Source organism: Shewanella aestuarii, from assembly GCF_014647215.1.
Lineage (GTDB): Bacteria > Pseudomonadota > Gammaproteobacteria > Enterobacterales > Shewanellaceae > Shewanella > Shewanella aestuarii.
Map to the genome: position 1 here is coordinate 448,570 of NZ_BMOT01000001.1, position 21,185 is coordinate 469,754.

The 21,185-nt window shown below is 39.3% G+C and carries 17 protein-coding genes and 1 pseudogene; 9 read left to right on the forward strand and 9 right to left on the reverse strand.

Features of this window, described 5'->3' with window-relative positions:
- Window position 1: 1 nt before the first annotated feature.
- From IEY03_RS01975 to cmoA, 3 genes are read right to left on the reverse strand one after another with little or no spacing between them, the layout of a single operon-like run.
- Window positions 2-778 carry an ATP-dependent zinc protease family protein gene (locus IEY03_RS01975; RefSeq protein ID WP_188839655.1) on the reverse strand — a complete coding sequence of 259 codons (777 nt, stop codon included), beginning with the start codon at window positions 776-778 and terminating at the stop codon, window positions 2-4.
- Between the two features lie 25 nt (window positions 779-803).
- The gene (gene cmoB / locus IEY03_RS01980) at window positions 804-1,796 is read right to left on the reverse strand and encodes a tRNA 5-methoxyuridine(34)/uridine 5-oxyacetic acid(34) synthase CmoB (RefSeq protein WP_188839656.1); all 993 of its coding nucleotides are present in this window, start codon (window positions 1,794-1,796) and stop codon (window positions 804-806) included.
- Window positions 1,793-2,524 carry a carboxy-S-adenosyl-L-methionine synthase CmoA gene (gene cmoA / locus IEY03_RS01985; RefSeq protein WP_188839657.1) on the reverse strand — a complete coding sequence of 244 codons (732 nt, stop codon included), beginning with the start codon at window positions 2,522-2,524 and terminating at the stop codon, window positions 1,793-1,795. Before cmoA ends, cmoB begins: the two co-directional genes overlap by 4 nt.
- A gap of 331 nt (window positions 2,525-2,855) precedes the next feature.
- Between cmoA and IEY03_RS01990 the strand changes: the two genes are divergently transcribed.
- The 7 genes from IEY03_RS01990 to IEY03_RS02020 all read left to right on the forward strand — a co-directional run bounded on the left by IEY03_RS01990 (window position 2,856) and on the right by IEY03_RS02020 (window position 14,630).
- Window positions 2,856-5,684 (forward strand): diguanylate cyclase domain-containing protein, encoded by a 2,829-nt coding sequence (locus IEY03_RS01990; protein ID WP_188839658.1) that lies wholly within the window; start codon window positions 2,856-2,858, stop codon window positions 5,682-5,684.
- Between the two features lie 567 nt (window positions 5,685-6,251).
- Window positions 6,252-8,030 carry an aspartate--tRNA ligase gene (gene aspS, locus IEY03_RS01995; protein ID WP_188839659.1) on the forward strand — a complete coding sequence of 593 codons (1,779 nt, stop codon included), beginning with the start codon at window positions 6,252-6,254 and terminating at the stop codon, window positions 8,028-8,030.
- 150 nt (window positions 8,031-8,180) lie between these two features.
- Window positions 8,181-8,927, forward strand: a complete 747-nt coding sequence (locus IEY03_RS02000) for a YebC/PmpR family DNA-binding transcriptional regulator (RefSeq protein WP_188839660.1) — start codon at window positions 8,181-8,183, stop codon at window positions 8,925-8,927.
- 3 nt (window positions 8,928-8,930) lie between these two features.
- The gene (gene ruvC / locus IEY03_RS02005) at window positions 8,931-9,452 is read left to right on the forward strand and encodes a crossover junction endodeoxyribonuclease RuvC (protein ID WP_188839661.1); all 522 of its coding nucleotides are present in this window, start codon (window positions 8,931-8,933) and stop codon (window positions 9,450-9,452) included.
- Window positions 9,449-10,066, forward strand: a complete 618-nt coding sequence (ruvA, locus tag IEY03_RS02010) for a Holliday junction branch migration protein RuvA (RefSeq protein WP_188839662.1) — start codon at window positions 9,449-9,451, stop codon at window positions 10,064-10,066. The genes ruvC and ruvA overlap by 4 nt, the downstream gene beginning before the upstream one ends.
- Before the next feature lie 20 nt (window positions 10,067-10,086).
- Window positions 10,087-11,091, forward strand: a complete 1,005-nt coding sequence (gene ruvB, locus IEY03_RS02015) for a Holliday junction branch migration DNA helicase RuvB (RefSeq protein WP_188839663.1) — start codon at window positions 10,087-10,089, stop codon at window positions 11,089-11,091.
- A 977-nt stretch (window positions 11,092-12,068) separates the two neighbouring features.
- Window positions 12,069-14,630, forward strand: a complete 2,562-nt coding sequence (locus tag IEY03_RS02020; RefSeq protein WP_188839664.1) for a TonB-dependent receptor plug domain-containing protein — start codon at window positions 12,069-12,071, stop codon at window positions 14,628-14,630.
- 73 nt (window positions 14,631-14,703) lie between these two features.
- Here IEY03_RS02020 and gloA read toward each other — a convergent pair whose 3' ends face one another.
- From gloA to IEY03_RS02040, 4 genes and pseudogenes are all read right to left on the reverse strand, one after another.
- Window positions 14,704-15,114, reverse strand: coding sequence for a lactoylglutathione lyase (gene gloA / locus IEY03_RS02025; RefSeq protein WP_188839665.1), 411 nt, complete (start codon window positions 15,112-15,114; stop codon window positions 14,704-14,706).
- A gap of 573 nt (window positions 15,115-15,687) precedes the next feature.
- Window positions 15,688-15,948, reverse strand: a pseudogene (locus IEY03_RS02030) (iron-sulfur binding domain-containing protein); the annotation flags it as partial.
- 188 nt (window positions 15,949-16,136) lie between these two features.
- Window positions 16,137-17,078, reverse strand: a complete 942-nt coding sequence (locus tag IEY03_RS02035) for an NADP-dependent oxidoreductase (RefSeq protein WP_188839666.1) — start codon at window positions 17,076-17,078, stop codon at window positions 16,137-16,139.
- A gap of 20 nt (window positions 17,079-17,098) precedes the next feature.
- Window positions 17,099-17,485 carry a putative quinol monooxygenase gene (locus IEY03_RS02040; RefSeq protein ID WP_188839667.1) on the reverse strand — a complete coding sequence of 129 codons (387 nt, stop codon included), beginning with the start codon at window positions 17,483-17,485 and terminating at the stop codon, window positions 17,099-17,101.
- A 116-nt stretch (window positions 17,486-17,601) separates the two neighbouring features.
- Between IEY03_RS02040 and IEY03_RS02045 the strand changes: the two genes are divergently transcribed.
- Window positions 17,602-18,522, forward strand: coding sequence for a LysR family transcriptional regulator (locus tag IEY03_RS02045; RefSeq protein ID WP_188839668.1), 921 nt, complete (start codon window positions 17,602-17,604; stop codon window positions 18,520-18,522).
- Between the two features lie 135 nt (window positions 18,523-18,657).
- Here IEY03_RS02045 and IEY03_RS02050 read toward each other — a convergent pair whose 3' ends face one another.
- Window positions 18,658-19,089, reverse strand: coding sequence for a phenolic acid decarboxylase (locus tag IEY03_RS02050; protein WP_188839669.1), 432 nt, complete (start codon window positions 19,087-19,089; stop codon window positions 18,658-18,660).
- A gap of 28 nt (window positions 19,090-19,117) precedes the next feature.
- A complete protein-coding gene (locus IEY03_RS02055; RefSeq protein ID WP_188839670.1) occupies window positions 19,118-19,972 on the reverse strand; it encodes an NmrA family NAD(P)-binding protein in 855 nt (284 codons plus the stop codon).
- Between the two features lie 108 nt (window positions 19,973-20,080).
- Between IEY03_RS02055 and IEY03_RS02060 the strand changes: the two genes are divergently transcribed.
- Window positions 20,081-21,010 (forward strand): LysR family transcriptional regulator, encoded by a 930-nt coding sequence (locus IEY03_RS02060; protein WP_188839671.1) that lies wholly within the window; start codon window positions 20,081-20,083, stop codon window positions 21,008-21,010.
- Window positions 21,011-21,185 lie beyond the last annotated feature (175 nt).

The following is a 21,185-nucleotide window of genomic DNA, read 5'->3' on the forward strand; positions in this document are numbered from 1 at the left end:
CCTATTTAATTAGGGTAGTGACTTGGTTTTTTGCTTTACCGTGAATGTAGATTTGTCCTACATCAACGATCGCAATGTCTTTCATAAATTTACGCCCAAGCAGTAATGGATAATCTAAATGACTTCTGTCGGTTAGATTTAAATCTGTTTCAGCCGCATATTTACCAATCTTTAAATGAGCGTGGATAACCGGACGACGATCATCACCGCTTTCAACGTCTTGTTTAATTTTGACAAAGCGTTCAACTTTTGACTCAAAGGTATCACCAGCTTGATCTGGCCCATTGGTCATAACATCGAATCGAACCCACTCTTCACCGTTACGCTCAAATAAAACAATGTTACGCGCATCTAAAGATGAAGATTCTGCGCCAGTATCGATACGAGTGGCAAATTTAGTTTTTAATTCATCAATATAAACACTTTCAACTTCACCGAGTAAGAATTTTTCACCTACGAGTGCTTCAGGGCATTGCGATGGAACGGCTACCGGACGTGGCGTTGGAATTGGAGCGGTTACGACTCGTATTTTTTGCGTTTGTGCCATCGCCTCACTGACTTGGGTTTTTAACTTGCGTATTTCCTCAGACAAATCGTTGATGTCTGTAGACTGTTGATTACATTGCTCGTGAAAAGCATTAATAATCTGAACTTGAGAGGACTGTAAGGTCGTGTTCAAGTCGGTATTTGTAATTGTAGGTGTGCTAGGTTGTTGAGTTGCGGTGCAACCCGAGACAAGTATTGCCGCAAAGGATAGTGCAAGTGCCTGCTTAAACATGTCAATTCCTGTTGAATATTGAGAGTTAAATTAAATCTAAGTTAGGTTGATTTTTAGTCGCAATTATAATTGCTCTTTTTGGTGCTGGATAACCTTCAACCGTTAAGCTTACGTCATTTGGATCGAGATAATCTACTAGGGATTCATTTTGCATCCATTGTGTACTACGTTGTTCAGCAAGAGATGTTATATCAACATCTACACATCTTACATCAGTAAAGTCGCATTTTCTTAACCACAGCATTAATGCTTCAACAGACGGTAAAAACCACACATTGTTCATTTTACCATATCTATCTTTTGGAACTAAAACTGCATTTTCATCGCCATCGATAACAAGGGTTTCAAGCACTAACTCACCCCCCATACGTAATTGATCACGTAATTGCATAATATGATCGATAGGAGAGCGCCTATGATAAAGCACACCCATTGAAAATACAGTATCAAATGCGTCTAAAGGTGGAAGTTCTTCTATACCTAAAGGCAACAAATGCACCGGATACTGTTTTCCCGCTAGGCGTTTTACAGCTTCAAACTGGCAAAGAAATAATGGAGAAGGATCAATACCCACAACGCATTTAGCTCCTTCACCATACATGCGCCACATATGATATCCACTTCCACAGCCAACATCTAATACTGTTCGATTTTTTAACGGTGAAAGATGTGGTTTAACTCTATCCCATTTCCAATCACTTCGCCATTCAGTATCAATCTGAATACCCTGTATCGAAAATGGACCTTTACGCCAAGGTTTAAATATACCCAATAAATTTGACAGCTTTTCCGTTTCACCTGCAGATAGCTGTTTGCCACTGCCTATGGTGACGCTTGAATTGAAATCGATAGTATCAGGTTCAGGATAGTGCAATTTATTAAGAACTTTTTCCCATTTGGGTAAATTACCGTGTTTATGCTCTCGCTGCCAATTGCCAAGTATAGAAGGTAAGGTTTCTAACCAGTGTTGTAGGTTGGAATCAGCTATTTCTTTATAAAATCCACTAAAATTGATCATTTTACCGCTACCATTGAAGCAAAATTGAAACACTGAAACCAAACAGATGAATGACTGAACCCACACTCAGTGAAACGCTTTGTATGATGCGTTAGTGTATCTGGACGCATCACATTTTCTAATGCGCTTCTTTTTTGACTGATTTCCAATTCGCTGTAACCATTGGCACGTTTAAAATCCAAATGATGTTTATCGAGTAATTGTTGAATCGTTTCATCTTCAAAACGAAGTTTCTCTGAAAGAACCAATATTCCACCAGGCAACAAACCTTGATAAATGCTTGTTATTAACGCGTTACGATCGGCCACAGGTAAAAACTGGAGGGTAAAATTCAGTACCACCATTGAAGCATTTTCAAAGGCAATGTCTCTTATGTCGCCACAAATCAACTCAACTTGGGTATCACTGACATAAGCCGATAGGTTCTCATTACAACGTTGGATCATCGACTCACTGTTATCCACCGCGATAATTTTGCAATTTCGTTGCTCAATTTGGCGTCGAATACTTAAAGTTGCAGATCCAAGTGAGCAGCCTAAATCGTAAATATTGGAATTCTCGGTAACGAAAGATTTAGCAAAATCACCAATAGTATTAATGATTTGTCCATAACCAGGTACAGAGCGGCGTATCATATCATTAAATACGCCGGCGACTTTTTTATCAAATACGAAATCAGCGACTTGTGAATTTGCCGTAGCGTAGATATTGTCGAGTTCAGAGTTCATGTAATGCGAGTTAATAAAATTCTAACTCTATTTTAGCCAATCAAAGTAAAGTGCAGCAAGTATTGCTTAAAAATTTATTATTTTTTATTACCTTGCCAATTTGTGATGGCTATAGTAGTGATCATATTTCAATTTAATTGACCAACAAACTTTAATAGATACTGACAATTTTTTTCTTTTTTACACATTTAAACAAAAAACGATTAAAATAACAGGGTTTAACTAAGATGAATTCACTAAGGTTATGAAAAATAGCATTAATTCATTTTAAAGGGATATATGCACATAGGTATTTTTGCGACAAATACCAGAAAGTAGATAGGGACACCACTTGAAATTAATCGGACGATTACTATTCTGCATTCTATTGTGGAGTAATAGCTGGAATGTTGTAGCTAACATTAGCCAAAGTACTGAAGATTCCATAAACCACGTCAGTTTAGTACTCGGGGAGGATAGTTATCCTTTCCAATACATTGACGATACAGGAAAGCCTGCCGGTATCCTGGTAGATTTATGGCGTGAATGGTCTCTAGTGACCAGCATTCCAGTGTCGTTTGAAGTCCGAAATTGGCAGCAATCATTAGATAGTGTTAAAAATGGACAATTCGACGTTCATATTGGCATGAGCCCAAATGATTCCCGAAAACTCTATTTTGATTTCGCAGATCCTATTTCTTCCTTACAAACATTCTTGTTCGTCCACAAGTCAATTGGCACAAAAAATAACTTCAATGATTTACTCGCCTATCAAATAGGTATTGTCGACGGTTCTTCCCATGAACAATCTTTATTGGCAAAAAACGCTAATTTTTCATTTAGAAAATATCCTAGCAGAGAAGCGCTATTATCTGCAGCGGCAAAAGGTGAGATCCTTGTTTTTGCTGGTATAGAAGGTTTTCAGCGAAATATGTCATTAGAACAAGACATTGCCACTGAATATTATATTTCATCTAGAATACCGATTGATAAAACGGATATTTCACCCGCGATAGCCAAAGGCAATCCAATACTATTAGCGACTATCAATGCTGGTTTTGTAGCAATTGATGCGCAACAAATTGAACGTATTGAACGTCGCTGGCTTGGATACCATAGAGATAACGCGGGTGTTTTAATTGCGATGCAAACCAATATTGAACCCTATGCTGACATTGGTAACGATGGTTTACCACATGGTTTATATATTGATTTATGGAAGTTATGGTCAACAAAAACCGGCATCAGTATCGATTTTGTTGTTGGCGATATGAACAGCTCAGTAGAAGATATTAAACGCGGTTTTGCCGACGTACATATTGGTTACCCTGAAAGTAATGAAATGCGTACCGGACTTAAGCAGGCATGGCATTTAACATCGATTAAAAGCCGCTTTTTCAGTTTGAAAAATGACCTGCAAGATCTGAGGAAAATAGATAATCTCCGCATAGGAGTGTTTCCAACAGCGCCTTATATTTCTGAAATTCACAAACTATATCCCAATGCACAATTGCGTTTTTATGAGTCAACTGCAGATATGGTTGATGCAACTGTCAAAGGTGATGTCATAGGCTTTATTGCATCGTCAGCCATGTCCTCACATTATTTATTGACCAATAAGCTTTGGACTGATTTCAAACAATATTCAAACATCGAATTTTCAACAGATATTTATAGTTTAACGCGTCTTGATGACAGTGGATTGGCAAAAAGGATCCGTGCAGGTTTTGATTTAATCTCACCTGAAGAACGTTTACAAATAGAACGTAAGTGGCTTATTAATCCTGAAGATCGTTACTATAGTGGCGTTACAAGTCATATCATTTTATCTAATCAACAAAAATCCTATTTATCGAGTTTAGGTGCGATAAAAATGGGTTATTTGAAGGATTGGCGCCCGATGGAATTTCAGGGCAAAAACGGTGAGTTTTTAGGTGTCAATTCAGATATCAAATCAATATTAGTCAATCATCTTGGGCTATCTATTATTCCCGTTGCTTTTGATAACTTTGACGAAATGCTGCTGCAACTGGAAAGTGGGGAAATTCAACTTGTTGCTAGTTTAGCCTATAACGCTGATCGTGATAAAAACATCCTCTTTAGTGAGCCTTACTGGCCATCTCCATGGGCTGTAGCCAGTGATTTAACTCAACCGCCTATTTTTCATATTGGTCAACTAAATAATAAAACCATCGCAGTGGTAAAAGGTTATCAATTAATTGATCAAGTCAGGCAACTTCATCCAGAATTATCACTTGTGATAGTCGCTGATACCCAAGAAGGTTTGGATGCCGTCGTTGAAGGCCACGCTGACATGTTTGTTGAAAAAGTTAGCACTTTGGCGGATAAGTTGAAAAACGGTCAATATCCGAGTTTAAAACTTTCTTTAATAGCAGATTTGGCCGATCAACAAAGTCGAATAGGCATATTTAGTGATTTAACTAACTTAAAACCATTAATTGATCGTGTGCTTGCGACTATTGACAAAACGAGCCAACAAGAGCTCTATCAAAAATGGAATGACGTAACACTCAACACAGACAATCAATTTTACCAACGTTGGATGAAATCTCTCATCATTGGTTTGCTGATTGTTAGTGCGATTGCCGTTGTAGTTTTAGTGGTTAATCGTAGACTGAAAATTGAAATTACACGTCGTAAGCGAGCAGAGAGCCAACTGGTATTTATTGCTAATCATGACAATGTCACAGGGTTAGCAAACAGAACATTACTAGAACAAGAATTAGCATCAGCTATTAGTTCTCACCAGAAATCAAATACTAAGTTTGCAATTTTATTTATTGATTTAGATGGATTTAAAGTCGTTAACGATGAACATGGGCATGATGTTGGCGATAAGCTACTAAAGTGTGTAGCTGATTTATTAAGCCAGTCTATTCGCGCTACAGACTTTGTCGCGCGATTTGGTGGCGATGAATTTGTCATAATATTAAATCATCTAGACAGTATCGAAAATGCCAAACGACTTGCAGATTTGGTGTTAAAGAAATTGTCTCAGCTAAATGTTATAGAGCAAAAACCTGTGCAGATATCAGCCAGTATAGGTGTCGCACTATTTCCAGATGATGGCGTTAACTCTGATGAATTGCTTAAATGCGCCGATTTATTGATGTATCAAGCAAAGCGCACAGGTGGGCATCGTCATCGAGATAATCAATAAGACTGTCGTCCATTGTTGTTGCAAGATTATTTTTGCCGTGAATGCTAGGCTATTTGCCCAATAATAAATATGCTTTTATTTGATTCGCTAGTTAAATGTACAAACTGTAAGCCATGCTAGGTTTACAAATATTGCTACTAACTATTGATACTAATTGGATGCAGTAATGTGTGTCGTGGTAAGCTTATGTTTATAATCATATTTTCTTTAAATCTACCCCCAGATGCTGTCTACATCCACTAGATAGTCCTTTGCTATAGTTAACCGGACATACCGGTTATAACCATATTGTCTTGGCGATTTTTTATCCAGTTAATTCATTTTATCCCTTGCAGGTCTGGTTAATTTGTTTGTTCTGCCTGATACTGCCCACATTATTTTAGATTGATATTTTATTTTGCCGAATTCAGATGCAATATTTTGATGATGACGGCCATTTATATGCCAATAAATTCATACTGAAACGAGCATATTTACGCTGTTTAAGTATATAATGCCGTTTTATCATTGTTGATATGCGAAACGTTTGCTTTTCAAAATTCGTTCTTATTTAAAGGATACTGTTCAATGCGTAGCCATTATTGTGGAGACATTAATAAGTCTCATTTGGGTCAAGAAGTTACCTTAGTTGGTTGGGTTAATCGTAGTCGTGACTTAGGCGGCGTTGTTTTCCTCGATTTACGTGATCGTGAAGGGTTAGTTCAAGTTGTATATGATCCAGATCTAAAAGACGTATTTGATGTAGCTAGCACATTACGCGCTGAATTTTGTGTTCAAGTGACAGGCCTCGTTAGAGCTCGTCCAGACAGCCAAGTTAATGCCCAAATGAAAACGGGTGAGATTGAAATATTAGGTAAAGGCTTAACCATTATTAATGCTTCTGCGCCGTTACCTTTAAGCATGGACAACTACCAGAACAACAGTGAAGAGCAACGTTTAAAATATCGTTACCTTGATTTACGTCGTCCAGAAATGGCAGAACGTTTAATTTTTCGCGCAAAAGTCACCAGTTATGTACGTAACTTCTTAGATAATAATGGTTTTTTAGATATTGAAACACCTATTTTGACTAAAGCTACACCTGAAGGCGCACGTGACTACTTGGTACCAAGTCGTACTTATAAAGGCCAATTCTTTGCATTGCCGCAATCACCACAATTGTTTAAACAGTTGTTGATGATGTCAGGTTTTGATCGCTATTACCAAATCGTAAAATGTTTCCGCGACGAAGATTTACGTGCTGATCGTCAGCCTGAATTTACTCAGATTGATATCGAAACTTCATTTATGACCTCAGAGCAGGTCATGGAAAAAACTGAGCAGATGATGCGTGGTTTATTCCTAGATTTACTTAATGTCGATTTAGGCGAGTTTCCTCGCATGACATTCGCTGAAGCCATGCGCCGTTTTGGTTCAGACAAACCTGATTTACGTAACCCTTTAGAACTTGTAGATGTTGCCGACTTATTAAAAGAGGTTGATTTTGCAGTGTTCAATGGTCCTGCAAATGATGTTGACGGCCGTGTAGCAGCTTTGCGTATTCCAACAGGTGCTTCATTATCACGTAAGCAAATTGACGATTACACAAAGTTTGTCGGTATTTATGGTGCTAAAGGTTTAGCTTGGATGAAGCTAAATGATCTAGATGCTGGTATAGACGGTATTCAATCTCCAGTGCTTAAATTCTTAACTGAAGACATTGTTAAGCAAATCGTTAGCCGTACTGATGCGCAGACTGGCGACATTATTATGTTCGGTGCAGACAAAGCGAATATCGTTGCTGAAGCTATGGGGGCGTTACGCCTTAAAGCCGGTGAAGACTTCAAATTACTGCAAGGTCAATGGCGTCCGCTTTGGGTGGTAGATTTCCCAATGTTTGAAAAAGTGGAGGGTGGCTTGCACGCTGTTCACCATCCATTTACTGCGCCGCGTGGCGTATCAGCCGAAGCCCTTAAACTTGATCCTGCCAATACCGTTTCAGATGCATATGACATGGTTTTAAATGGTTGTGAATTAGGTGGTGGTTCGGTTCGTATTCATAATGCAGAAATGCAAAGCACAGTCTTTGAATTACTAGGCATTGACAAAGAAGAAGCGAAAGAGAAATTTGGCTTCTTATTAGAAGCATTACGCTATGGCACACCACCACATGCAGGTCTTGCATTTGGTTTGGATCGCATCATTATGTTAATGACAGGTGCAAGCTCAATTCGTGATGTAATGGCATTCCCAAAAACCACTACGGCAGCTTGCCCATTAACCAACGCCCCAGGTTTTGCTAATCCACAGCAACTTGTTGAGTTAGGCATTAATGTGATTGAGAAACCTAAAGCAGACGCCGAATAAGTTATTCAGTGATGCTATTAAGTTAACAACATTCCGAGGCAATTGCCTCGGTCTGTGTTTATAGTGTGGCAAGTTTTTATTATTACCTTTCGTCAATGCAGTTTGTCATTGCATTTACGAATAGATTAACCGACAAAACAGGAGTCTTTCATGGCAGGACACAGTAAATGGGCGAATATCAAGCACCGCAAAGCTGCGCAGGATGCAAAGCGCGGAAAGCTATTTACCAAGTTTATCCGTGAGTTGACTGTAGCCGCCCGTGAAGGAGGCTCAGATCCAGATGCTAATCCTAGACTCAGAGCCGCAATCGATAAAGCTTTATCGAATAACATGACCCGCGACACGGTAGAACGTGCAATTAAACGTGGTGCTGGTGAAATGGAAGGGCAACAGCTTGAAACTATTATTTATGAAGGCTATGGTCCTGGTGGCAGTGCAGTTATGGTTGAAACCATGACAGACAATCGAAATCGCACTGTATCAGGTGTGCGTAACGCTTTCAGTAAAAATGGCGGTAACTTAGGCACAGATGGCTCGGTTGCATACTTATTTACCAAGTTAGGTGTTATTTCTTATGCTGACGGTATAGATGAAGAAAGTGTAATGGATGCCGCTCTTGAGTCTGGTGCTGAAGATGTCGTTATCAATGAAGATGGTTCCATTGATGTTTACACCTTACCTGACACTTTCGGCAAAGTGAAAGATGCCCTTGATGCTGCAGAGCTGGAATGTGTCAATGCAGAAGTGATACAGGTTCCATCGACCAAAGCTGAACTTGATTTAGAAAGTGCCGAACAATTCTTAAAGCTTATCGATACCTTAGAAGATAATGATGATGTTCAAGAGGTTTATCATAATGCAGATATCAGTGACGATGTGATGGAAAGTTTAGGGTAATCAATGGCAATTATTTTAGGTGTTGACCCAGGTTCGAGGATAACTGGTTATGGCGTTATCCAGTGTATTGGTCGCCAGCAAGTGTATCTTGGCAGTGGTTGTATTCGCACCCAATCTGATGAGTTACCCCAAAGATTACAACAGATTTTTGCCGGTTTATCTGAAATAATCCGTCAATACCACCCTGACGAATTCGCCATAGAACGGGTGTTTATGGCCAAAAATGCCGATTCTGCATTAAAACTTGGTCAAGCAAGAGGCGCCGCGATTGTTGCGGCTACATGTGCCGATTTATCCGTTGCAGAATATAGCGCGACCCAAATAAAAAGTGCTGTGGTGGGGACAGGTCGAGCACAAAAAACACAAGTCCAGCATATGGTCACTCAGTTATTAAAATTACCCGCGGCGCCGCAAGCTGATGCTGCAGATGCACTTGCTGTTGCCATGTGTCATTATCATACCAATCAAAGCCTAGCGGCCTTGGGTGGTCGTGCAAATACAAGAACATACGGAAGATACAAATGATCGGTCGTTTAAAAGGCATTTTAGTTGAGAAACAAGCCCCGGAAATTGTGCTTGATGTTAACGGAGTAGGCTATGAACTACAGGTTCCCTTAACCAGTTTTTATGAGCTTCCTGAGTTAAACCAACCTGCAATGGTATATACCCATTTTGTTGTCCGAGAAGATGCCCAACTATTATATGGTTTTATCACCAAGCAAGAACGCGCTTTGTTTAGACTGTTAATTAAAACCAATGGCGTTGGACCTAAATTAGCGCTGACCATTTTATCAGGCATGAGTGCTGGTGAGTTTGTTGCCTGCGTTGAGCGCGATGATATTGTGACCTTAGTTAAGTTGCCTGGCGTGGGTAAAAAAACCGCTGAGCGCCTAGTAGTGGAGATGCGCGATAAACTTAAATCGTTATTAGCCGCATCCGTTGGCTCAGAGCGTGAGTTTGTTTTGCAATCCAATTATTCACCAGCACCAGCGGTTGAAAGTGCAGAAGAAGATGCAATATCCGCATTAATCTCGTTAGGGTACAAGCCAGCCCAAGCCAGTAAAGCAGTATCTGCAAATTATAAAGCGGATATGACGTCAGAAGTACTCATTAAAGCCGCATTAAAGTCGATGCTTTAACCTAAAAGGACAGTGGTAACATGATTGAAGCAGATCGATTAATACAACCTCAAGTCTTGGTACAAGACGAAGTTATTGATAGGGCTATGCGGCCTAAAATGCTTGACGAGTACACGGGTCAAGATGATACCCGAGCCCAATTAAAGGTGTTTATTCAAGCTGCGTTAAACCGAAAAGAAGCGCTCGATCATATGTTGATTTTCGGGCCACCAGGTTTAGGTAAAACCACCCTCGCCATGATTGTTGCCAATGAAATGGGGGTGAATATTAAATCAACCTCGGGACCTGTGTTAGAAAAAGCGGGTGATTTAGCCGCACTTTTAACTAACTTAGAAGAAGGTGACGTATTGTTTATCGATGAAATCCATCGTTTAAGCCCCGTCGTTGAAGAGATCCTTTATCCTGCACTAGAAGATTATCAATTAGATATTATGATTGGTGAAGGACCAGCTGCTCGCTCTATCAAGTTAGACTTGCCACCATTTACCCTCGTTGGTGCGACTACCAGAGCGGGGGCATTAACTTCGCCATTACGAGCACGTTTTGGTATTCCGCTCCGACTTGAGTTTTACAATGTAAAAGACCTAACCACTATTGTTACCCGTTCTGCCAAAGTGATGGATTTAGCGATTGCACCTGAAGGCGCGGTAGAAATTGCCCGACGTTCACGGGGTACCCCGCGTATTGCCAATAGATTATTGCGTCGAGTGCGTGATTACGCTGAAGTAAAACACGATGGTGTTGTAACCAAAGAAGTGGCGGAACAAGCGTTAGACTTGCTTGATGTTGATCTCGAAGGTTTTGATTATTTAGACAGAAAGCTATTGCTAGCGATTATTGACAAGTTTATGGGCGGGCCGGTCGGGCTTGATAACCTTGCTGCTGCAATTGGTGAAGATAGAGATACCATTGAAGATGTACTGGAGCCGTTTTTAATCCAACAAGGCTTTATTCAACGTACTCCAAGAGGACGGATTGCCACGGCAAGAGCCTATCAGCACTTTAATATTATTCAACCTGTATAAATTATCTTCTCATAAAGGGCACTTAGGTGCTCTTTTTTATACCTATATAACAGTAAGTAGTCATTTCTGCGTTAGATAGCTGGCCGCATATTTACCACCGTATTTGGAAATCATAAATAGATAAACTGATGCCATACTTTAGCAAATTTTAAGAAAAATTAAGCGCTGCTGCAGATTATGTTATCGCTCGTTTTAATCTTTCAACTATGGTTATCATTTATTTTGTTTAAAAAAATTAAAATAATGTATTTGGTGTTTAAATAATGCTGTAGATTTTTAATGTATTTACTCAGAATTGATTTAAAATGCCAAATCAATAGAGTGGCAGGTTTACACTTTAATACATATGTTTACGACGTGTTATGATAAGGCAAATGTCTTCTAAATATAAAACATATTTTTAGAGTTATTTACAATCTACCTATATGTAAAAGTATTGAATAGTTATCTTGAATATAAATTTAATATGTTAAAAAGGCTTTGAACATAATCAGTATTAACACTTATCAATAGACACAGTGTGCTAACCACTCGCTTTTAACTTTACCTCCTATCTAACCTTTACAACTTTCATAACCTATTGCCCTAACATCATGACCTGTAGCTATAAAATTCAATCACTCATTCCCATAATAGTTCCAATGAGTATAATAAAACAATTAAAATGTGATCTGTGTCACATTACAATAAGTTTTAACGTATATATATTGTTAAATAAGTTTCAGTTTAATGCTCTGCAAAAAAATCAATAAGCAGTTTTTGTCGCTTATTTGGTTGTGCACATTAGTTAAATTTTATTAGGTTAACAAATTACTTTAATTTATTAAGATTTTAATTAACATACTTTATGGTAAAGGTTAATTATTTGGTGTTTGACCTGTTTTGAAATTTTATTCAGTATCCAGCTATCGTTATTTCAATGAAAATTTATATAACGAATATATAACAATAAATTATAGCTAGGGAGCTTATATAAAATGACCCAAAGATCACTTTTATCGACAAGTATAAAAACCGCTTTATTTGCATCATTTACAATTTCATCCGGTATATCAGTTTCAGCATATGCTGCGGAGGAAACCGCAAAAGTTGAACGTATTGAAGTTACTGGTTCTCGAATCCAACGTCAGGATATGGAAACTGCATCGCCAGTCACTGTGATTGATGCCGCAGCCATTAAAGCTGAAGGTTTTACTTCAGTTGATGAATTACTCCAAGCACAAACATCAATGGCAGGTGCTGCAGTGGGTTCTAGCACTAACAATGGTGCCGATGGTGTCGCTCAAGTTGATTTACGCGGAATGGGATCACAACGTACTTTAGTACTGCTAAATGGTCGTCGTATGGTCAATTCAGGTTCTGGTGCTGATAGTGCAGTGGATTTAAATGCGATTCCTGTTGCCATGATTGCCCGTGTTGAAATCTTAAAAGACGGTGCTTCAGCGGTATATGGTTCTGATGCCATTGCGGGTGTAGTCAACATTATCACCAAGAAAGACTTTGAAGGTTTTCAGTTTGATGTCCAAGGTGGGATGACTGATAAAAGCGATGGCGAAAACGGAGAAATAAGTGCGCTTTATGGCATGAATACTGACTCAGGTAATTATACTTTTGGGGTGGCTTACTCAAAACGTGAGGGCGTGATCCAATCCGATCGTGACTGGACAGATCCTGGATATAGCTCTTTTATCCCAACGGGTTCCTTGGGCGGAAAAGTAGTAAACGATCAAGGTGAATGGGTTAAACGAGATAGCGGATATGACTTTACTCAAGATAGCTATTTCCAAACTCCGAATGAACGTACCAGTGTATTTGCAAACATGGTGCAAGAAATTAACGATGACATCGTGTTTACTGGTGATTTTTTATATACCAAACGTAAATCTAGTCAACAAATGGCAGCCCAACCAGCCGATATCATGTTAAATGTGTGTGGTGACAGTAACACATTACCGGGCGAGCCATGTATCACTCTTAATGACGCAATGATTGCTGGCGGTATTGCTGCAGATGATACTGGACGTGTTAATTATCGTCGTCGTACCACAGATGTTGGCCCACGTATCTACTCTCAAGATACAGATACATATCGTTTATCAGCCGGGTTAACAGGTACCTTAGATGTTCATACTGGTTTCAATTGGGATGCGTCCTATACCTACGGAAATAATAAAGCAAAAACACAGGTCGATAATTCAATTAATGCGACTAATATGGAAGCCTCTGTTTATGCTAACCAAGATGCATGGTTTAGTGGCGACCCATTAAGCCAAGCTATTATCGATGATATCAGCTTTACCGAACAAAACACGGGGGGTAACGAGCAGCATACTTTCTCTGCGGGTTTAAATGGTGAGTTGTTTGATTTAGACGCTGGTGCGGTAGCCTTTGCTATTGGTGCTGAATACCGCTATGAGAGTGGATATTATACACCTGATCAAGTTATTCAAGATGGAGACAGTACCGCTGCACAACAAGATGCCACTGATGGTGATTATAATGTGTTGTCAATTTTCCAAGAAGTGAGTGTACCTTTTACCGATAAGCTAACCGGTGAATTTGCGCTCCGTTATGATGATTATTCAACGTTTGGAAAAGCAACAACTTGGAAAGTGGGCTTAACCTATGAGGCTACTGATGATTTAATGCTTCGTGGTGTTGCAGCAACCGGCTTTAGAGCGCCTAGCATTAGTGAACTATATGGTGGCGATACTGGTTCATTCGATTACTTAACTGATCCATTAGGTCATGAGCAAGATCCACAAATATTAGTGCGTTATACCTCTGATGATGATTTAGAAGCTGAGGAGTCGGAATCATTAACGGCGGGCTTAGTATATTCTCCGAGTGCAATTGATGGTTTATCGTTAACATTAGATTACTGGAGCTTTAAAGTTACTAACGCAATCACTCGTTTAGACGTGCAATCTGGTATTAATGCATGTTTAGTGGGTAACGATAGCACGGCATGTGAAACATTCGGAATCGACCCAACGGCAGGAGCGGCTAAGTTTGACAACTTAACAAGCTCACTGACTAACGTGGGTTCGCAAGATACGTCAGGTATCGACTTTAACCTAGCCTATACGTTTGAAGGCTTAGGTCTAGACTGGAAGATCAGTAACGATACCACTTACTTGCTGAACTTTGAGCAAGATAACGAAGATTACACCGGTACAATTGACGGCAATTTTGGTGCGTATGCAAAAGTACGTAACAATTTCAGTATTCAGGCGTCACAAGGTGACTGGAGTGTAATGTATTTTAATCGTTATATTGGTGAGATGGATGATCATTACACTGATTACGATGATAATGGCAATCCAGTTGCAGCCTTAGCAAAATCTGATGCTGTGCTTTACCACAATATCTCAGGCACATACCATATCAATAATGATATGACTGTCACTGCGGGTGTTAAAAACCTCACCGATGAAGAACCGTCTAGAGTATCGAATGGCTCTGATGGCGGTACGGTACCTGAAGTCTATGATGTTATTGGACGTCAGTACTATGCTGGTTTCTCAATGAAGTTTTAAGTTAGATAGCGATAAAAAAAGCCAGCTGTTGCTGGCTTTTTCTTTGGGGGTTCTCCTCGTTAGGATTAATTTATTATCCTAATGCTGCCGTCGCGGCATTTTTTTGAATTAACTCAATTTTATAACCATCAGGATCTTCAACAAACGCAATTTCTGTTTTACCGCCTGCAACAGGACCAGGCGCGCGAGTGACTTTTCCACCTGCGGCTGCAATCGCTGCACAACGCGCATAGATATCTTCTTCACCTATCGCTAAATGGCCAAAACCCGTGCCAAGCTCGTACTGTTCAACGCCCCAGTTATAGGTCAACTCAATCACTGCTTGACCGGTTGACTCCTCGCCAAAACCAACAAATGCAAGGGTATATTTATACTCAGGGTTTTCAGATTGACGTAATAATTTCATCCCCATGACTTCAGTATAAAAAGTGATACTGCGTTCTAAATTACCCACTCGGATCATAGTATGTAAAAGTTGCGACATGATAGTTGTCCTATAACAGGCGAATGATAAAAAGGGCATGATATCAATAGTTGTAAAGGGTGAACAGCAAAGTTAAGCGTTAAAGTTAACAGCATTCATAATATAAAGGTGCTTTTGTTGAGATTTAATGAATATCAGTAAATAGCATATATTTTACACTCTACACAGGATGCGCCCCTTGATCTAACGGGCAGTGACAATGATATTTGAAGCCTATAGGATAATGGTTTTGTTAGAAGTAACGTTTATAACGGCTTGTTTGACAGACATTTAGTATTTCTAGTTAAGCTGTGGCTGTAAAAATGAAATAAAATTTGCTGTAGTTCACAAATGCGCAGTTCAACGCTACTAAAAACCTCTCAGCGCGCTATGATTTGTTTATAACAAAATGGGAGATTTATTATGACAACCGAACTTAAAATGGCTTTAGGCACTACTGTAATAATTGCAATTTGTTTTAGTGCTTTCTTTGTTTCACTTTTTTAAAATTTAATCGACCATTAAATCAGCATAAACTAAAAGCCGCATAATGCGGCTTTTTTATTTGAAATACACAGCTCGGATACGTTGGAATTAATCTTCAGGATAAATTTTATCGTTAAACTCACACAAGTCTTCTATCAGGCATGAGCCACATCTTGGTTTACGAGCCAGACAAGTATAACGCCCGTGTAAAATTAGCCAGTGATGCACATCGACTTTAAATTCTGCTGGTACTACTTTTAAAAGCTTTTTCTCAACCTCTACCACATTTTTACCCATGGCAAATTTAGTACGGTTTGAAACGCGGTCAATATGAGTATCTACCGCTATGGTGGGCCAGCCAAAGGATAACGAAAGTAGAAGTCAAATTGTAAATTGATAAAAACACCTTTATCAGCAAGTAATCAGTAGAGATACGTTGTTATCCTTTGAATATAAATTAGCTGAGTAATTTAATGATCTTAAATGTTGCCCTTAAGTTATATAAGCTAAAGGGCAATACGATGAGCTTGACAATAAAGCTATCTGCTAAACACAGGTTAGAATGTTAGCGCAATCTTTCCTACGGTTCTGCCTGATTCAAGTGCAGCATGTGCTTTCGCCATGTCTGAAAAATTGAAGACAGATGAAACATGTGGTTTTAAACTCCCTTCACTTAATAGGCCGGCCAAAAACGCCATATCATCACCATTTGAAGCAACTAACATTGCCTCTACATTTACGTTTAATGGTGCTGCTTGTTGTTGCAATATTTCTGGAATTTCCATCATAGCAATAGATACTAGGTTGCCGTTTGTACGCATTACCTTTAATGATTTAGCTGCGACTTCTTCACCTTGTGTATCAAACACAAAGTCGATGTCGGTCAATACGTTTTCGAAATCCTGAGAGCGGTAATCTATGTGCTCATCAGCGCCAAGTGACAGAATAAAGTCGCGATTCTTTTCAGAGCTCGTAGCAACCACATAAGCGCCTAATTTTTTTGCGATCTGAATGGCAAAATGGCCTACACCACCTGAGCCTGCATGGATGAGGACTCGATCATCCGTTTTAACTTTATTTTTCATCGCTTGCAATGCAGTAAGTGCGGCTAGTGTGGTAACAGCGGCATCCGTGAACGTTGCATTTTCTGGAATGGTTGCCAGTTGCGCCTCTGGTGCTGCAACAAACTCCGCATAAGTTTTACCGTGTCCAGGAAAGTTAACCATGCCAAATACGTTGTCGCCAACAGTAAATTTACTCACTTTGCTACCCACTGCGACAACGGTCCCTGCGACATCCCAACCTAGTGTGATTGGGCGTTCCGGACTAATTAAGCCTGATAAACCCTCATCTGAGTATTTAATTTTTGCATCTACTGGGTTGACGCTGATTGCTTTACTTTCGATCAATACTTCATTATCGGCAATGCTGGGTTTTGCAATGTCGACAAGCTTTAGGTTGTCGGCCGAACCTGCTTTTTCTAGTACTATTGATTTCATTTCTGTCTCCGTTAATTAATTTATTTAGACGCGTTTTCTACTAAATACAGTGCAGCAGGCTCAGGTTTTGCGCCTAGTTCAGCCATTATTTTTAATGGTGCTTCACCTTCGTACTTTGTTCCTTTGCGTGAATTAGGGCCAAGGTGCTCAAGCAAGATGCTGGTAGACGCCCAACTTTCCACCAGCCAAAATACAGAGGGATCTTTCCAATCTTGGTGGAAACCAAATTGTAAGCAACCATCTTCGTCTAAAACGTATGGAGTGTAATCCTTATAAAATTCTATAAATGCTTGGACGTTAGCTTCAGGAATAGGAAATTTGACAGTTAGGCCAATAGCTCCTTTATGTTCAGTTGACTGAAACCACGCCATTGTTTCTTCAAAGGTAATAATATTTTCATTTGCCATTAGCGGTCTCCAATTATTCAAAAAACGTTGTGTAGCGGTTGGTTGTTAGATTAATGTTTAAATTAACTTAAATAAAGTTGATAATGATTGAGGTATTATCAAAGGAAAATTGATTTATGTTGGTTAAAGATTTGCAAGTCACGTTAAAGGTGGCTGAATTTAAAAGTATTAAACTCGCTGCAGAAAGTTTGGATATGCAAATTGCGACTGCCAGTGCTGCCTTGAAACGTGTTGAAAAATCTTTTGGTATTGAGTTGTTTGTTCGCTCAACGAGAAACTTACGTCTTACCAGTGCGGGTGAAAAGTTTATTCCGCAAATTGAACAAGCCTATTTAATGCTCACTAATATTAGCGAAAGTGTTAGGGAGGAGCAGGGGTTAGTTGAAGGAGACCTTAGGTTGTCGGCACCGTCTGATTTAGGGCGAAGTGTGTTGTTGCCATGGGTTAATGAGTTCATGGCATCGCATCCTAAAATAAATCTAAAGCTACACATTAGTGACTCCAATATCGACTTCTTTCGAGATCCAATCGATATTGGAGTCAGGTATGGCGTGCCAAAAGATTCTTCTATGTACGGTTACAAAATTTGTGATGTCCCTATCGTTTTGTGTGCCGCTCCATCATATTTAGAGCAGTTTGGTACACCTGTCAGTCCTAATGATTTAGCTACGCATAAAGGTCTATGTTTTCAATTGAATGGCAATGTGCATGATACTTGGAGTTTTACCAATGGTGAGGAAACCATTAAAGTAAAGTTGAACAGCGATCGTACAACGAACGACTCAGAGTTAGTTAAAAGGTGGTGTGCTGATGGTTATGGACTTGCTCAAAAATCGATACTGGAAATGGCCGATGAATTACTTGCAGGCAATGTGCAGATGTTATTGCCGAGCTATTCGAAAATGACGATAGAACTTTGGCTGATTTGCCCCAGTCGTCAATTAATTACACCTATGATGCGATTATTCAGAGAACATATTCGAAAACGATGTCAGGATAAACTCAGTGAATTAGCGTCAGCAGGTTATGTTTTTTAACGAAAATTGAAGGGGCTTAACTTACCCCCTCTTATTTATTATGAATGAACATTAATCAAGATAGTTTTACCTTGCTTTATCCCAAAACTCACACAAGCTTCCGAGAAGTAGTGGTCAAATTAACATCCGAGGTCGCTATTTTTTTGAGTGGTTATCCTTAATTATTTCGGCGCCGTGAAAGTGGATTTCGTGATCATCAGGCAGAATTATTAATGCACTTCCGTACAAAATTTTATCTTTAAAGTTGATTAATAAAGTAACATGATCGCCATACCCGTCTTCATACCAACTTACAAAATATTGGTTGTTTGAGACTTCAAATGCTTGATAGTTAAATGGTCCCCACCATGTATCGGGTTTAGAGCCCGTCAGATACTGATAAGAAATTCCCTCTTTTTCAAACTTAACGTTATATTTTCGTCCGCTGGTATATTCGTAAGTAATTTGTGTCCCTTCTAATGATTCGGTTGGTTTAACTAATTCATTTGCGATCACTGACGTTGAAAGCAGCGATAATATATAAATATTAAACGCCCATAGTTTTATAAATGCACCGATAAATTTCATAACTAGCTCCTAAGTTTAGTAAAAAAGGTTAGGCAAAAGTTTTCAAATAGTCGCGTATCGTCAACATTTTATTTCCTAATATTTGGGTTGCTGTGTTTGATACTAGGTCATATTCTCCTGCTGCGGTTGCTTGCTGTAAACCTGAAATGGCCGTTACCATAAACTCAGGTAAACCCACTTGCGAAAGCATTTGCTTAAAGTTTTCTTCTGGCAATACTTGTGCCTCTACCTTAGTTTCCCAAATATCACTTGCCAATGTAGCAATTTCGAAAAGGTCGATAGCCTCAGGACCGCTAAGTTCATAGATTGAAGATGACTCATTGTTACTTGTCAGTAATTCAACAATAATTTTGGCAATATCTTGTTTGGCTAAGTAGGTCGATTTCCCTTTAGCTCCGGGTAACGCTAATACGCCAGTTTGGCGAGCGTGGGTCAAAGCGCCAGCTAAATTTTCAATATAGCTTGGGTTGCGCAATATACTATAGCTGATCTCTGACTCGATTAAAGAGCGTTCAGTTTGCTGATGGATTTTTGCAAATGGAAACAAACTTTCTTCAACGGGATTTACAAAGCTAGTATAAACAATATGGCTGACCCCCATTTTCTTCGCAGCGTCAATGGCAAATCCATGTTGTTTAATTCGTTTCTCAACTGGCGCATCGCCTGAAATAAGCAATAGAGTACTGCATCCAATAAGTGCATCTTCCATACTTGCGGGGTCATCAAAGTCAAAGTGAGCAACGCTGTATCCCTTCGAATTCCATGAAGATAGCTTTTCGGGAGTGCGACTAGTAAGCTTGATTGACGTTTGACTTTGCTTATTTGATAAAGCCTCTACAACTAAATTGCCTAAACTGCCACTGGCGCCTGTAATAACAATCATGTGATTATCCTCTGTTAATGTGATTGACACTAATTACTATAAATATTTTGCGTTGACAGAAAAAGCTGATAAGTTTGATAGTTATTATTGAAAAAGTTGATAGCTAAAATGAAGTTTGGAAATTATTTGGATATAGATGGAAAACAATTACACCTGTTGGTTACCATCTTTGATGCGGGGTCATTGTCACAAGCTGCAAGGCTTCTTGATGTTAATCAATCGACATTAAGCTATTGGTTGGAGTCATTGCGTACCCAGTTTAATGACCCGTTATTTATACGCTCAGGTCAAGGAGTCATCCCAACAGAGCGTGCAGAGTTGCTTGTTCCGCAAGCGAGAGAAATTCTTGTTTCTCTTTCTGAATTTAGCCAAGTTGCTCAATATCATCCCGAAAATGATACTAGCCAACTCATTATTGCGGCAAATGCGCTAGAGCGTGACCTCATTGTTAAACCACTGTTAAAGCGTATTCGAGAGTTGGCGCCTCACCTAAGGTTAACGATTAAAACAACCGGCTCTTCGTTTGAATTAGTGAAAGACTTAACTGATGGGAATGTGGAGTTAGCATTACTTCCTACAGGGATATTAGATGGTGACAACATTGTGCAAAAAGGGTTGATGCCTATAGAGTTTTCGGTGTTTTATGACGCTACCATGACCAGTGAACCAGTAGATATTGACGATTTTTGTGTTCGGCCACATGGCGTGGTATCGCTTGGTCCCGATCCTTCTTCTACCATTGATGTTGCTTTACGAAAATTAGGGAAAAAACGAAAAATTTCCATCGATGCTCCTGATTTTGACACGTTGGCAACCTTGATGAAAGGAACTGATGTAATTGCTAGCTTACCAAATTTACTTAAATTAAGCGCATTTAAACAATTTTCTATCGCTCCGTTGCCTTGGTATTCTTCAAAAAATCGGATCGCTCTTTTTTGGCATGTAAAAAAAACGAATTCTGTTCGATTACGGTTTTGGCGGCAAGAAATAGAGAGTATTGCAAATTCCATTGATATTACAAAAGCTCAATTGACCTGAGAATAGAAGCGTCATATTTAATGGAGTCGACAGAACAACTGCTGCTGTTGGACGTTTGATGAGGGACAATATCATTTGAAAGCTTTAATAGTTTTCACGAAGATAGGTTTGTTATTCAGTTTTACTCTTATATAAATAAAAATATTCGATCATATGAGAGCCGTATTTTGGCATA

Bases quoted from the DNA above. Each gene is read 5' to 3' on its own strand.
- IEY03_RS01975 (WP_188839655.1), bottom strand. From the start codon at position 778: ATGTTTAAGCAGGCACTTGCACTATCCTTTGCGGCAATACTTGTCTCG.
- cmoB (WP_188839656.1), bottom strand. From the start codon at position 1,796: ATGATCAATTTTAGTGGATTTTATAAAGAAATAGCTGATTCCAACCTA.
- cmoA (WP_188839657.1), bottom strand. From the start codon at position 2,524: ATGAACTCTGAACTCGACAATATCTACGCTACGGCAAATTCACAAGTC.
- aspS (WP_188839659.1), top strand. From the start codon at position 6,252: ATGCGTAGCCATTATTGTGGAGACATTAATAAGTCTCATTTGGGTCAA.
- IEY03_RS02000 (WP_188839660.1), top strand. From the start codon at position 8,181: ATGGCAGGACACAGTAAATGGGCGAATATCAAGCACCGCAAAGCTGCG.
- ruvC (WP_188839661.1), top strand. From the start codon at position 8,931: ATGGCAATTATTTTAGGTGTTGACCCAGGTTCGAGGATAACTGGTTAT.
- ruvA (WP_188839662.1), top strand. From the start codon at position 9,449: ATGATCGGTCGTTTAAAAGGCATTTTAGTTGAGAAACAAGCCCCGGAA.
- ruvB (WP_188839663.1), top strand. From the start codon at position 10,087: ATGATTGAAGCAGATCGATTAATACAACCTCAAGTCTTGGTACAAGAC.
- IEY03_RS02020 (WP_188839664.1), top strand. From the start codon at position 12,069: ATGACCCAAAGATCACTTTTATCGACAAGTATAAAAACCGCTTTATTT.
- gloA (WP_188839665.1), bottom strand. From the start codon at position 15,114: ATGTCGCAACTTTTACATACTATGATCCGAGTGGGTAATTTAGAACGC.
- IEY03_RS02035 (WP_188839666.1), bottom strand. From the start codon at position 17,078: ATGAAATCAATAGTACTAGAAAAAGCAGGTTCGGCCGACAACCTAAAG.
- IEY03_RS02040 (WP_188839667.1), bottom strand. From the start codon at position 17,485: ATGGCAAATGAAAATATTATTACCTTTGAAGAAACAATGGCGTGGTTT.
- IEY03_RS02045 (WP_188839668.1), top strand. From the start codon at position 17,602: ATGTTGGTTAAAGATTTGCAAGTCACGTTAAAGGTGGCTGAATTTAAA.
- IEY03_RS02050 (WP_188839669.1), bottom strand. From the start codon at position 19,089: ATGAAATTTATCGGTGCATTTATAAAACTATGGGCGTTTAATATTTAT.
- IEY03_RS02055 (WP_188839670.1), bottom strand. From the start codon at position 19,972: ATGATTGTTATTACAGGCGCCAGTGGCAGTTTAGGCAATTTAGTTGTA.
- IEY03_RS02060 (WP_188839671.1), top strand. From the start codon at position 20,081: ATGAAGTTTGGAAATTATTTGGATATAGATGGAAAACAATTACACCTG.